General features: G+C 50.7%; 5 protein-coding genes. All 5 read right to left on the bottom strand.

Annotation, left to right across the window (positions count from 1 at the left end):
- Window positions 1–180: 180 nt before the first annotated feature.
- Entirely contained in the window at window positions 181–3,273 is a 3,093-nt protein-coding gene (locus tag E3J62_04655; GenBank protein TET46295.1) for a T9SS type A sorting domain-containing protein, read from the bottom strand.
- 62 nt (window positions 3,274–3,335) lie between these two features.
- Window positions 3,336–6,284 (bottom strand): T9SS type A sorting domain-containing protein, encoded by a 2,949-nt coding sequence (locus E3J62_04650; protein ID TET46294.1) that lies wholly within the window; start codon window positions 6,282–6,284, stop codon window positions 3,336–3,338.
- Between the two features lie 516 nt (window positions 6,285–6,800).
- Window positions 6,801–8,900 carry a T9SS type A sorting domain-containing protein gene (locus E3J62_04645; GenBank protein ID TET46293.1) on the bottom strand — a complete coding sequence of 700 codons (2,100 nt, stop codon included), beginning with the start codon at window positions 8,898–8,900 and terminating at the stop codon, window positions 6,801–6,803.
- A gap of 74 nt (window positions 8,901–8,974) precedes the next feature.
- On the bottom strand, window positions 8,975–11,668 hold the full coding sequence (locus E3J62_04640; protein ID TET46292.1) for a T9SS type A sorting domain-containing protein: 2,694 nt from the start codon (window positions 11,666–11,668) through the stop codon (window positions 8,975–8,977).
- Window positions 11,669–11,751: 83 nt separating this feature from the next.
- Complete coding sequence (locus E3J62_04635; GenBank protein TET46291.1) at window positions 11,752–14,532, bottom strand: T9SS type A sorting domain-containing protein; 2,781 nt, start codon at window positions 14,530–14,532, stop codon at window positions 11,752–11,754.
- Window positions 14,533–14,979 lie beyond the last annotated feature (447 nt).

Genomic DNA, 14,979 nt, shown 5'->3' with positions numbered 1-14,979 from the left:
GCCGAGCAAGCTCCCTCCGACGGAGTTTATGCTTGGCGAAGCCGAGTGCGAAGGAGGCCGTGAAACGGCCCGGACAGGCGGCTACTCCAGACCCGAAGGAAAAAAAAAGGACGGCTCGGAAGCCGCCCCTTTTCGTTCGCACTTTGTACTCTGTACTTCGTACTTTGTACTTTGTGTAAGTTATTTCATAAAGACCATTTTCTTAGTAGCTGTTTTTCCTCCACTCTTCAACCTGTGGAAGTAAACTCCATTCGCAACTCGTTTCCCTCTGCTGTCTATGCCATTCCAGTCATACTCATATAGACCTGGAACTGCTTTCATGTCAGCAAGGTTTGCTACCAGCCTTCCGCAGATATCATATACATCCAACCTCAGCTGGCCCTTTTGTGGAATTGTGAATTGGATTCTTGTAGATCCAGAGAATGGATTAGGGAAGTTCTGCCTCAACTCAAACTTCCATACCTTAGACCTGGTAAACCTCTCCTCTATCCCTGTAGGAACTTCACCAAAATCTTCAAGTATGTCTCTGCCCGCTTGCACGGCAGAATCCTCCTTCATTGGATAAAGAGGGAACCAGAATCCGACGAAGTTGTAGTCATTCCCGAACCTGGCAAATGCGCAGGGTTCTCCTTCGAATTGGGCAGAATCACTTCTCGAGTCGTAGCCATATATGGCTTGTGAACTCGTATCAAGGTAGCAGACAGAAACAAACGGAAGGGCGCCGTTCCAGGGTCCAAGCACTTTATTTGTATCAACCTCCAGGTCCGGATAATCGACAAGGCCAAAGGCGCCCACAAAGTCTGTTTCCGCATTAACCACAAAACTGTCAACACCGCCGTATGTCCTGAGGAAATTCGGTCCCCATTCAGTCATTCTGAGAAGGAGCTGGTGGCCCACAAGCCAGACATTTCCCCCAGCCTGCATATAGTCCGCGAGTACCACCTGAGAGGGAGGATTAGGAGCCCAAATGTCATCAGAATGCCAGACAAGAGTAGAATATGGCGACAGGTCCACAAGTGTGAGCGAATATGTCTCATCTGAATTGTCAAGGTCAGTGTATTCGAAGCCTTCAACTATCCTGTGATAGAAACTGTCGACCTCTAGGTCAGTCGGAAGGCCCGGTATTCCCGGTCCGTTCCTGGTGGCGTCCACAAGCAAAATTCCGGAATCAAAGCCCATGGAAAGACCCCACGCCTCATTGGAAGGCTCGCTCTCAAGACCGCTCAAATCAAGTGCCGTCACCTCATACCAGTAGGGAACCCCATTCGTGACTGTCGTGTCCCTGTACTGCAAGTCTATTATCCCAGAATCTATCCTTGCGTAACTTGAAGAATCATCGTCCTGCCTCCTGTATATGGAGTAGCTGTTCAAATCCGGATCTCCCGGGGATTGCCAGGTTAAGTCCAGATATCCGTTTGTGTACAGATCTACTGTCAATTCAGTAGGAGGATGGGGACGTCCAAACAATGCCGAGTCAACATTCGAGGGCGTGCCTTCCTGCAGAAGGGTATCCATGGCCGTTACCCTATAGTAGTACCATGCACCAACATCAAGGCCAAAGGAGTCAGAGTAAGAGGTCTCCACAGTGGTATCTGTTATCGGGGCAAAAGGACTTCCATCCTTGGACCTGTACAGCAGGTACCCCTTGATGTCTTTCATGAAAACTGGCTCCCATTCGACGTCAAGGTGGATATCATCAAATGATGTGATTCTCAGGTTCTTTGGAGTTGGTGGCGGCAGGCTATCAGGAACTCTAAAATCCGGAATGCCATCTCCACAAACATACACAGTCTCACCGTCCACAATGATGAAGTCGCCAGCATATCCACTGCTGTCTGTATCAACCCCTGGGTTGTCATAGAGAATGTACGCCCAGTTTGCGTTCAACGCCAGATCTTCAAAACTCCATTCACACCATGGATTGCCGTTGTGGAAGTGCTCTCCACCAACATATCCAAGCATCAACATCAGAGTATCTCCAGCAGGCAAATCATAGGGGCCAAACGATAGGAGATAGCGCGTATCGTTTATGCTGTCGATTCCTGGAGGATATTCAAGAGAATCGCAGACCTGGTCGGGATCCAAGTAACCATTACTCATTATCCTGTATTTCGCGGTATCTCCCATAGGTGTCCCGTCCGGGTCGTACGGATCTTCGGGGTGGTGAGGCCCCCAGTCCAGATTGTCGTCTAAATCAGAAAACCACCAGTTGTAGGATATCTCTTGAGGAGGGGGGTACACGACTCTTGTGCCAGCAACAGAGTTCGCAATCCCCATGCCAGGACACTGCTCCTCAGGATGAGAGCCATCATCGTCGGCAACCCACGCCTGAGTTATGTAGTCTGATTGAGATTGATACTTGGGTGTGCCTCCAACATCTGTCGAGTCATAACTCACCCCGTTCCACTCGTAAAGGATGGTCCCGGGTGCCCAGAGCGTGTCCGATTCATCCCTCCAGACTCTGAATCCGGTTATATCATCCTGTGCTGACCACCAGGTACAAGTATAGTCATCCGTGACCGGGGTAACATCCGCGTCAATGTATAGGCCAACATAGACATCCTCTATGGTCTTCATATCTCCACGGATATTCTCAATCCAGTACTTCATCAGTATGAAATCGGTAATGTAGTCGTGTGTCCAGCAGTAGGTCTGCTGTGTTATCTTTATCCCCAAAGGCCTGTGGTCTGGAGGAGCGTATGGGGGACCTACTGTATCTGTGCAGACGGCAATAAGATCCTGTTCGCTTATGGCGCGTCCATACTTGAGGTATAGAGGATCAGTCGTATCCGATGGGTCCCAATAATGGGGAGATGCGGGGTCAATCGACCTTTCCATTATCGTGTCACCTTCAGTTGAACCCGGAAACAGTTCGTTCTCGCGGAGCCAGCCGTCTGCCCCAACAGAGACCAGGGTATCGCCATCGACTATCCCACCTATCCATATAGCACCCTGAAACAGGTAATCCTGGCCTGAGTTTGCAGGATACTCGCACGACCATAGATACTTGTCGATCTCTCCTGCGTTCCCGAAGAATCCCCAGTTACTAATGACCAGTTTCATGTTTCCATACGTGTGAGACTTGATTTGAGTGTTCGGATTCTGCACAACAGGACTGCCATCACCTTCATAAATGGCTGCATGTGCCTGCGAAAAGACCAAAACACCAAGCACCAACAGAGTGCAAACAAGGTACCTTGTCATACCTATCACCCCCCGAGATTTTCTGACCGGGATGAATACGCCCATTTCTGTGAAATGAAATCTATACATGCGCCCAACCTCCCGACGCTTCTTAACTCAGTTCGTCCTTTGTACTCTGTACTTTGTGTAAGTTATTTCATAAAGACCATTTTCTTAGTAGCTGTTTTTCCTCCACTCTTCAACCTGTGGAAGTAAACTCCATTCGCAACTCGTTTCCCTCTGCTGTCTATGCCATTCCAGTCATACTCATATAGACCTGGAACTGCTTTCATGTCAGCAAGGTTTGCTACCAGCCTTCCGCAGATATCATATACATCCAACCTCAGCTGGCCCTTTTGTGGAATTGTGAATTGGATTCTTGTAGATCCAGAGAATGGATTAGGGAAGTTCTGCCTCAACTCAAACTTCCATACCTTAGACCTGGTAAACCTCTCCTCTATCCCTGTAGGAACTTCACCAAAGTCTTCAAGTATATCTCTGCCTGCTTGCACGGCAGAATCCTCCTTCATTGGATACAAAGGGAACCAGAATCCGACGAAGTTGTTGTCATTCCCGAACCTGGCAAATGCGCAAGGTTTTCCCTCAAACTGAACCGAATCCACCCTTGAATCGTAACCATAGATGGCCTGTGAACTCGTATCAAGGTAGCAGACAGCGACGCCAGGAATTGCGCCGAACCACGGCTCAAGCACCTTGCTAGAATCCACTACCAAGCCCGGATAGTCAGAAAGACGCATGGCACCGATGAAGTCAGCCAGTCCATTAACCGAAAAACTGTCAACACCACCACAGGTCCTGAGAAATTGTTGGCCCAGACCGAGAAGCAGCTGATAGCCCACAAGCCACACATTCCCTCCCGCCTGCATGTACGCCGTGAGTATATCCTCAGGAGGAGCAGAAGGAACGGCTACATCATCGGAGTGCCAGACAAGAGTGGAATATGGCGATAGATCCATAAGTGTCAGCGAATGAGTCTCGTTTGAGTTCTCAAGGTCAGTGAATTCAAAGCCCTCAACTATCCTGTGATAGAAGTTGTCGACCTGCTCATCAGTGGGAAGACCCGGTATGCCCGGACCATTCCTAGTAGCATCTACAAGCAAAATCCCGGAATCAAAACCCATGGGAAGGCCCCACGCCTCATTGGAAGGCTCGCTCTCAAGGCCGCTCATGTCAACCGCCGTCACCTCATACCAATAGGGAATCCCATTTGTAACTGTCGTGTCCCTGTACTGTACGTCTGTTATCCCGAAATCTATCCTTGCATAACCGGAAGTGTCATCGTCCTGCCTCCTATATATGGAGTAACTGTCCAGATCAGGATCTCCCGGGGATTGCCAGGATAGGTCCAGATATCCGTTTGTGTACAGATCTACTGTCAGTTGAGTTGGAGGATGGGGACGTCCAAACAACGCCGAGTCCACATTCGAGGGAGGGCTCTCCGCAAGAAAGGTGTCGAGGGCAGTTACCCTATAGTAATACCAATTACCGATCACAAGATTGAAAGAGTCAGAGTAGAATGTATCCACAAGAACACTGGTTATGGCGGTGAATGAATCTCCATCAGTCGACCTGTACATGGTATAGCCTTCTAGATCACTTTCATATCCTGGATGCCAGTTCAGAGTGATCTGTGAATCGTCAAAGGAGACCACCCTCAAATTCTTTGGAGCTGCGGGTGGCCATCTGTCTGGGAATCCGAAGTCGGGAATCCCGTCGCCAGATATCCACTCAGTGTCCCCGTTAACCACTACAAACTGACCCAAGTTTCCGTCGCCGTCAGTGTCATAGCCAGGAATGTCGTAGATGATGTTGTCGTACTTGACATTCAAGGCAAGATCAGCGAAGTCGTAGTCGCAGAGTTCATCACTTCTGTGGAAGTTTTCTCCTCCCACATGGACGAGCCGAACCCATTGGCTTTCTCCAGGTGCAATATCAAAAGGCCCGCATGCCACGAGATATCTGGTATCAAAGATACTATCCACGCCTGGTGGGTAGGTCAGTGTATCGCAAATCTGGTCTGGATCTATCCTGTTGTTGCTCATAATCCGGTACTTGGCACCATCTCCCAAGGGATAGCCAGGCGGATCTGTGGGGTCTGCGGGGTCATGAGGTCCCCAATTGGGATCGCTGCGCCACCAATTGAATGAAACCCGCTCACAATGTGGAAAGAGAAAATGGTCACCGACTGCTGACCCCAATCTGACGGGAGGACAGTAAGGTTCATACGACCAACCATCCGCATCTGCCGTCCACGCAGTCATTACGTACTCAGATGGGTCCTGATATTTGGGGGTGCCTTCAACTACCTGCTGAACATAGGTGCTATCTTCCCACCTGTACAGGACAGTGCCAGAAGGCCAGAGGGTGTCGGATTCGTCCCGCCACCTTCTGAAACCGACAACATCATCCTGAGCATCCCAAAACCTGCAAAGATAGTCCCAGGTCACCGGCGTGCAGTCCGGGTCCATATATAGTCCAAAGTAGGCATCTGCAAGAAACTGAGTGCCAATATTCTCTATCCAGAAGTTGATGTAAATGAAATCTTCTCCCTGAGTATGGCTCCAGGCATAGCTTTCCTGGGTCACTCTGATCCCCAGGGGCGTGTGATCGGGATGATTATATGGCTCGCCGACCGTATCAGTATATATTGCAATCAGATCCTGTTCGGACACAGCTTGTGGATCGTAGTGTGGGGACCAGGGGTCACAGGACCGTTCTATGATTGTGTCTTCAGGAGATGAGCCGGGGAAGAAGTTGTTCTCCCGAATCCCACCATCAACACCGACAGAGACGAGTGTCTCACCATCGGCTATCGCACCAATCCATACAGCTCCTATGTATAGATAGTCGGCCTCGGAGTACTTCGGAAACTCGCACCCCCAAGGCCCGATGTCTGACCCCGAAAGTCCTACAGAGGCCCAGTTGGACACGAACAGCCTCATATTGCCGACTGTGTGAGATTTGTGCTGAACACGAGGCGGAAGCATAACCGGACCACCATGTCCATCCAGATTTCTGGTATACGCCTGAGTGGAAACAAGGAGACTAAACAATACAAAGCAGACAAAATACTTTGCCATGCCTATCACCCCCTGGATTTTTGCCCGGGACTAATGCGCCCGTTCTTGTGAAATGACACCTACACATGCGCCCAACCTCTTTACGCGCCCTACATTATCCTAAACCTTTTCCCCTCACACTTCAACAACAAAATGCATCAGGAATTACAGACTACGAAACGCTCGACCCTCTCGTACATTAAAGAAAACAGATCTGCCGGTAAATCTTAATAGTTTAGGGGCGGCGTCTCCCCGCCCAGCAAAATGGGCGCCGAAACGCCTCCCCTACAATTTCCAAATTTCTTAGTTTCTCAGTTACTATCGATAGGCAGGATGACAAGAAAAACGCCTGTCATTCTGTCTGCCCCGTTCCACGGGGAGGAGGCCGTCAGGCCGACGAAGAATCTGCTTCTGCCAGATACCCAAAGTGCAGGATGGTTTCGCACAGCATATGGCATATAGCTGGTCAAAAAGTTTCAGGGGCGGCTCGGAAGCCGCCCCTTTTCGTCCTTCGACATACTCAGGACTTTGTATAATCTAGCGCATAAGAACAGTCTTATTCACCGCACTGTGAGCACCGGAAGTAAGTCTGTAGAAGTAGACTCCATTGGAAGCCAGCTCTCCACCCGAATCCTTCCCGTCCCAGGTCGCAGTGTAGGTGCCTTTTGAAAGGTCTTTGTCGACGAGCGTCTTTATGGTCCTTCCCGCGATATCATACACGACAAGCGAGACGTGACCGGCTTCGGCTATCTCGTAGCGAACGGACGTTACCGAACCAAACGGGCTGGGACGCCCCTCGCCTAGCGCAAATTTGAGAGGTCCGCTTCTGCCGCCGAAAACCTCTTCTATGCCTACAAGCACTCCCTTCTGCTTGCAGTCGTTTGCATAGTTCGTATCGCCGACATATCCAGCACACGCCCAGAATGTTCCGGAATATCCTCCAAGTACCGTATCTGGGACCCAGTCCATGAAAGAGATCTGAGTCGATGCTCCGGGTCCGAGATTATCCACGGGCTGGGTGTCAATGTAGAAGCCGTAACCTTCGTAGTCGGCCTGACATGTTACTGAGAAGCTTATTGTTCCTGAGCCAGCGTTCCGTACAGTAATCTGTGGCGTATAGCTCTGGCCGGGCGTGACCGCGGTAGGAGGAGAATCGATCGAAACAACCTCCGCGTCACCATCCACTATCGTGTGCTCCAGATACTTGATAGGATTGAAGCTTATGGGAGAATCTCCCTGCACGTATGAACCAGCAACCAAATCCGCTTCATATACTATGTGGAGCTTTTCATCAACTATCTCAGCCATTGCCGGATACATATCGGATTCATTGTGCGTGTTGGTCAAATCGTGCTTGAATGACCAGGTCTGGCCCCCATCTGTGGACCTGGAAACGAACAGTTCGCCGCACTCAAATCCTCCCTGCTGCTCATACCAGGGAAACTCTTGCCAGAGCACGTAGAGATAGTCACTGTAACTATCCATTCCAAGGGAAGGCATGTGTATTAGTTGAGTGTTTGGGTATATTCCAGAAATTCCACCGAATGCGGGAGTCTGATACATCCATGCATAGGAGGATACAAGACTGAGACCAAACTCAGGAGTGTAGTGCCACAGGTTGCACGCAGCCATAGGATAGTAGTAGCCGGGGTCAGCGGGCTTTGTGGCTATGGTCACGACGTGGAGACTGTCATTTGCATCATACAATCCGTTTCCACCCCAGTGCAAGCAGTCGAGAGTGTCTCCCGGGGCAAGTAGACTCTTGAGAATCGTCGTTTTTGTGAAACTGACGCCGCTGTCGAACGATTCCTTGACGACAAGGCTGTTGCTTTTTCCCGGCGGGTCCCATACAGAGTCAGGCGCAACTGAGTATATCGCGGCAACTGTCCCGTTCTGCTTGGATGCAGCTACGTTGTGCCATCCATATCCGAGCGTGTCCAGCTCCGTCCATGCACTGTAGGAAGTACCATGATCTGTTGACCGGCTGTACTCAAGTTTCCTTCTTCCCCCATACTTTGATGAGATTACATGAATAATATCGTCCGAGTCGATTGCAACTCTTGGCCATATGAAACTGTCGGGAAAAGCAGTTGGACAGTCCACGGTTATGAAGGCACCAAGATATGGAAACAGATCATAGGCAACCGCGGACAAATAGTCACCAGGCGGTGTCCTGTGCAAAGAGACGAATGGCACGCCAGTAGAGTCGATATCTATTGTGCCGTATCCATCCTTGTAAAGAGACTGCACGACCACTCCGCCTGTCATCCCAGTTCCGAAGACCCAGTCACCGAGCCCCGGGTCATAGGCATTGTACTTCATATGTCTATCCCCAAACGGATTAGGCAGATCAGAAGCGATCCAGATAAGATGCACGCCACCGTCTCCAGGGCTCACGGTGATCATTCTCTTGGCAGGCCCATTACTCCACCAATCGTAGGTCGTCTGGCCTACTGTATCTCCAGGTGCTTCACATGTAATGTCTATGGGCACATCAAAAGACAAATCATGCGCAACATCCCTATCCCCTTCAATAACCGCTGCGCGCTGATGACCGGCCAGATTCGAGCCATCCAGCGCAAGAGATGCGACGGGGAGGACCAGCAGGATGCAAAATACTACACCAAATTTCAACATCAAAGCACCCCCTCGTTTTATTAAAGTCTGCGGCCGTAACGAATACTCAGTCAACACCTCCCTTCACAATAAGATTACTTAACAATAACCATCTTCCTGCATAGACTTTCCTCAGGAGTATCCAGCCTCAAGAAGTAAACACCTGACGGAAGCAAGCTCGCGTCAAAGGACATGCTGAACTTCGGCTGGCTGAAGCCGTCCATTAGCGTCTCTACCAGTCTGCCTGCAGCATCATACAATCCGAGCTTGGTCTTGCCGCGGCGAGCTTCACCTCCAAGCGTAAACTCAATTGTCGTCGCTTTAGAGAATGGGTTCGGCGTAATCTGAAAGAGGTGCGTCCTCGAAATCGGAGCTCGGACCTCCACTTCTTCCTCAACTCCCACTTGAGGACAGCCAAGCCATTTGATTATCTCTCTCATTACAAGCCAATTGTTATCAAATCCCTGTGCAGGACGGGACGCTATCCCTTCAAAGCCAAAGCCAAAGTAAACGACTTTGTACGTGCCGCTGTCGTATTTTATTGCCGCGCAGTCGGCGGGACCATACATGATAACACTGTCAGCACCTGCCAGAGGCGAAATTATGTCCTGCGAAGTCTGGTTTCCCGCACCAGGGCTGCCAGCAGTCAAGAGTGTGAGTCCATCACCAATCTCGTCACCCGTAACACCATAGAGCAGCTTGTCATTCGTTGTGGGCAGATCGAAACTCGCGTGTAAGTAGTTCGCGTAGAAAGGATCGCTTCCGATGTCCTGTCCTATGTTCTGGCCAGTGATGAACAGAAGACCTCCGGCGTCCAAATAGGTTTGAAGGTCAGTCTGATCCTGGGCGGCCAGCGTGCTATCTACTTGATCGCCAGTAAACCAGATCACCAGGCAGTAGTTGGCCAGTACACCGCCCACATCTCCTTGACTGAAAAGTTCCCACTCATCAAAGGCGACTGAAATCTGATCGAGCGCCTCCTCAAAGAAAGGTTCGTAGCCGGCGCCGCCGTCATCATCAACGAGCAAGACACTGGGATGTCCTACCATCAGGTTGAAAGTGTCCTCAGTATGATAGCTGCTGGGCGATGTGTTTATTGTCACGTGGAAGGTGACTCTGTGAGGGTCAAAGCCCGGAGAAACATCAAACACAAAAGGCATTGACGAATTGTTGGCACTGTCACCGTTCGCAAGAGAAGGGAATATTACTGTGGCATCCACCATGTAGATACCAGTGTCTGAGGTCGCCAGGGTTGCCTGCACTGAAAGCGCGTTCAACCAGCATTCTTCATTTTTGAGCCATATAACCAGCGAATCCCTCTCCCCCTTTTCCGGCCTGCCGTCTCCATCGCCAGTACCGCCGTCAAGCACAGTTATATCTCCTATCATATGAACGTAGGATTTGACGGATGTGCCCAGGGTCTTGAACACGTTGATTCTGCCCCATCCCAGCTTGCCCTCATAACCGGGGTTGAGATGGTCTATACTGTCACATCCGCAGTGACTCAGGATTTGATTTTCTATCTGGGTGTTTGTCCATCCTGGATGCTGACCTCTGACCAGCGCAACCAGCCCCGTCACGAATGGAGCGGATGCTGATGTGCCATAAATAGACTCATAACCATTGTGCCACGTAGTGGTCACTATGCCATCACCGGGTGCACAGCAGTCAACCCATGTCCCATAGTTGGAGTAGGACGATTTACGGTCATTGGCGTCGGTTGCCGCTACCGCGATGACATTGGCATATCCAGAGGGATAATGGATAGCCTGACTGTTATCATTGCCTGCAGAGGCAACGATAACAAGGTTCTGCGAGTGCGCGAACTGAACTACAGCGTTAACGTTGGAGTTCGGGGAGTAGCCACCCCACGAGTTGTTGAGCACATGTGCTCCATTTCCTACAGCGTAGTACATCGCCTGAATGGCCTGTGCAGTGAAGATAGATAAGCCGGAACCACACCTGAAAGCCATACCCACACATTCCCACGCCAGCCCAGATACTCCAACGGCGTTGTCTGTGACCGCGTTGGAAATGCCATACGTGCTCGTCCCGTGCTGGCTCCCTTCCATAACATCCGGAGTGGGATCCCAATCCCATGATATGAAGTCCCATCCTATCACGTCGTCTATAAATCCATTCCCATCATCGTCATAGAAGTTCAGGTCCCCTCCGTTTCCGTCTGGAAACGTGTCAAAAACACCGTTTCCGTTCAGATCCTCTTCAGCGTTTATCCACAGACCATCGTGCAGGTCTTCATGGGTCCAGTCTACTGCCGAATCAATGAAACCAGTGATAGCCGAGGAATCGCCTTTGGATATGTCCCAGCCCTCTGCTGCCATAATCTTTTTCAGCCCCCACTGAGTCCCGTACCTGGGGTCGTTTGGAACGACATGGGTTCTATAGACTGTGTTGGGTGTTGCATACTCAACATTGGGATCCTTTTCATACTGGGCAACTATCACCTCTATGTCAGAATCCTTGGGCAGATGGAGGTAATAGATTCTATCAAGTCCATGCTCTTTCGCGGCTTCGCTCATGTTCTTGTCCCACCAGATAAGTCTCTTACCATCATAGACCTGATACGTCATATTCAGTTCATCGACTGATGGGATTCCCACACTGACAAATCCACCACTGTCTCTCAGAGATATTCGTTCATTCGCTTCCTTTGTGAAGCAGACAAGCATTTCTCCCGGCACATATCCTCTAGAGTAGTCGTCCGCTAGAACAGCTCCATTGCAGAAAAAGAAAGCTATCAGAATCAAACCAATAGAAATAAGACGCATCTCGCTATTCCCCCCATCTTGAATTTAGTAAGTTCACGTTGTTGTTGAAAACAGTTACATGAAATATTTCGATTCTTCACCTCCTACTTTACAACAATCATTTTCCTGGACAGATTAACCGAACCAGCCTCCAGACGATAGAAGTAAACACCAGATGGAAGGCTGCTCGCATCAAAAGACGCGCTGAACCGAGACTCGACAGTGCCTTCTATCAGGCTTTCCATCAATCTGCCGGCCGCGTCATACACTGCCAGGCTAACCCTCTCGCGCAGGGCATCGTCCCCCAGTATAAACCGAATCGTCGTGGTTGTAGAGAACGGATTTGGCGTATTCTGAAAAAGCCTGGTCGCTGGAGCGGCAGGATGAACATCAAAACCTTCCTGGACGCCCACCTCGGGACATCCAAGCCACTTGATGACTCTTCTCAGAATGAACCAGTTGTTGTCGAAGCCCTGTGCCGGACGGGACGCTATTCCTTCAAAGCCAAAACCAAAATACACAACCTTGTAGGTACCACTGTCATATTTTATTGCCGCGCAGTCACCGGGCAGATACATGATTATGCTGTCAGCACCTGCCAAAGGAGCGATTATGTCCTGCGAAACCTGATTGCCTGCACCAGGGCTTCCCATGGTCAACAGTCTAAGTCCATCGCCGATTTCATCGCCAGGGACTCCGTCAAGGAAGAAAACATTCGTGGCGGCCTGAACGAAACTGGCGTGGAGGTAATCTGAGTAGAAACTTGTGCTTCCTATCTCCTGCCCTATGTTCTGGCCAGTCAGGAAAAGGAGCCCTCCGCCATCAAGATATGACTCTAGATAAGACCTGTCATCTGCTGTCAGAGTTGATTCTCCCATATCCCCTGTAAACCATACGACCAGACAATAGTTGTTCAACGCAGAGCCGGTGTTCCCCATGGTGGAAACATCCCAGTCATCGTAGACCACATTTATCTCATCAAAAGACTCTTGATAGAATCGCTCGTATACTCCACCGCCATCATCATCAACCAGAAGAACAGAGGGGTGCCCAACCATCATGGTTATCGTGTCCACTGTGTCGTAGCTTGCAGGGGTCGCGTCAATTCTGATTTCAAAATCGACCTTTCTGGGTTCAAAACCCATAGCCACAGTGAACACAAAAGGATTGGAGATATTTGAGGCACTGTCTCCAGCGGCCACCGGACCGAGATCGGAAACTCCATCAGTAATGGAAATCCCAGGGTCGCCGCAAACAAGCGTCAGGGATACACTGCTGGCATCCTGCCACAAAGGCTCATTCGTGTATGTGACAACGAGCGAGTCTGTCTCTCCAGCCTCAGGCCTCCCGTCACCGTCTCCAGTGCCTCCATCCAGTATGGAGTGGTCGATTGTTGAAAGCCAGCACATCCTAGAAGATGCGATGGCCATGAGCGCATCGACTCTTCCGGAGCCAAATAGGCTGTCCTTACCCGGTATACCAAGCTCTTTGGCAGTCGTTTCCAGAATAGAGTCTATTTCTACCAGAGTGAGAGTACTATCTGCACTCAGCATCAAAGCAATAACGCCCGCGTTGCAAGGCGTAGAACCCGAGGTCCCATCTGCTGATGCATACCCGTCAACCTTGTTATAACTGGCACCAGGAACCCCTACTCCCGGGGCACATACATCGGGTTTTATCAGACCCGGTGGGTATGGATAGTCATTATAAGGAGCGGCAAAATCCCACTCGGTTGGACCCCAACTGCTGAAAGAGGCACGAGTGTCATTCGGGCCTGTCGCTCCGACACTTATGCATGCGCTCTTCCCAACGGGGCTGGACCAAGGAGATGGAACATCACCCGGGGTGATTATGTCGTAGGGCGCTGGTTCGTGACCGGGATTGTGCGCGCCATTGCCAGCGGCAGCTGACAGAACAACACCGTTGAAGAGAAGATTGTCGCAGACAGAGCGTGCAATAATGGAACCGCTGCCGTGCATAGTGCCCATAGATACACTAACTATGTCTGCTCCGTTTTCTGCGCAATACTGAAAGGCCAACCACACTGTCGCCATCCCGCCCACCTTGCAGCAGATAATTCTTGCTTCCGGAGCAACTCCGGTCAGCTTTCCGGCAGTCCCGTCACCCACCACGATGGAAGCGGTCCAGGTTCCGTGCCCGTCATAATCCATGGGGTCTCCGTTCCAATTCGCAAAATTGAAGCCTATATAGTCATCTACATACCCATTTCCATCGTCGTCTATGCCATTGTCTGGAATCTCGTCTTCGTTGTGCCAGAGCCTGTTTTCAAGGTCTAGATGATTGTAGTTGACGCCCGTATCAACCATTCCTACAACGACTCCTTGCCCTTTGTATCCCAGGCGCCACACCTCCGGGGCCCTGACCTGTTTTGATGCCCAGCTCGTTTCTGCTGGTGCCGCGAGAAAAGGAGCCCTATCCAAGTCGCGGAATCCACTGGCTGGAATGATGGGTTCACTATCAAGTACTATTACTTTTATTTGGCCATCTACAGAGAGCTCCCTGATAACAACGGGTACTAGAGAACCCATGATTCCGTTGAAAATCCAGTAGGATTGGACCCCTTCGCAGGCTCTCTGCGCTTCCCACACGCGGAGCCGGTCGAGAATTTCCTCTTGAGAAGCCTTTGAAAACTGCTTCAGCCTCGAACTCACAATTTCTCTGCGGGCTTTGCGAGATAAGCCTTTAGTTCCTGAAAGTAGATAGTCACGCGGGGCCTGCTCTTTGAGACAGATGATGACAGGTATCTTCTCATCAGCGTCAGCAGTCTCAAGCCGCGCTGTAAGCTCAGATCCTATGAACGCGGAACTACTTCCTGTAAGAGCACAAATCACAACTGCGGTCATCGCCAAAATCCGAATTCTCATCCGCTACTCCTTGAAAACAGAGAGACTCCCGTATTCCTGTAAGGCCTCATATAGCAAGGCCTCCAGCGATTGGTCTACACCCTCATTCTATTCAGCCCTGAGGCCGAAGTCAAGGGAAAACCTTGCACACCAACTCGGGCTGTACGCCATACAATATACGCTGTACGAGGAGCCTAATTAGAGGAATGGGAGCAAATCCTATCCTGCTTCCCGGGGTCCCCGTGGCCCAAGCCGCAAAAGCAGACCCTTCGCTTCCCCTCCCCGTGTGTCTCGCTTCACGAGAAACGGGGCCGTGAAACGCCCGCTCGTAAGACGAGCCGGGCCCCGTGTACCTCGCTTCGCGAGAAACGGGGCAAGCAGGATGGGGGTGGGAGATTGCTTCGTCGCGCCGAGCAAGCTCCCTCCGGCTACGCGAAGGACAGGCGGCTACTCCTGAATGTATGGAGT

Source organism: candidate division TA06 bacterium (assembly GCA_004376575.1).
GTDB lineage: Bacteria > Hydrothermota > DG-26 > E44-bin18 > E44-bin18 > E44-bin18.
This window is presented reverse-complemented; position numbering and strand designations above follow the sequence as displayed.

Coding starts and splice junctions, on each gene's coding strand:
- E3J62_04640 (TET46292.1), bottom strand. CDS start 11,668: ATGCGTCTTATTTCTATTGGTTTGATTCTGATAGCTTTCTTTTTCTGC.
- E3J62_04645 (TET46293.1), bottom strand. CDS start 8,900: ATGTTGAAATTTGGTGTAGTATTTTGCATCCTGCTGGTCCTCCCCGTC.
- E3J62_04655 (TET46295.1), bottom strand. CDS start 3,273: ATGTATAGATTTCATTTCACAGAAATGGGCGTATTCATCCCGGTCAGA.
- E3J62_04650 (TET46294.1), bottom strand. CDS start 6,284: ATGGCAAAGTATTTTGTCTGCTTTGTATTGTTTAGTCTCCTTGTTTCC.
- E3J62_04635 (TET46291.1), bottom strand. CDS start 14,532: ATGAGAATTCGGATTTTGGCGATGACCGCAGTTGTGATTTGTGCTCTT.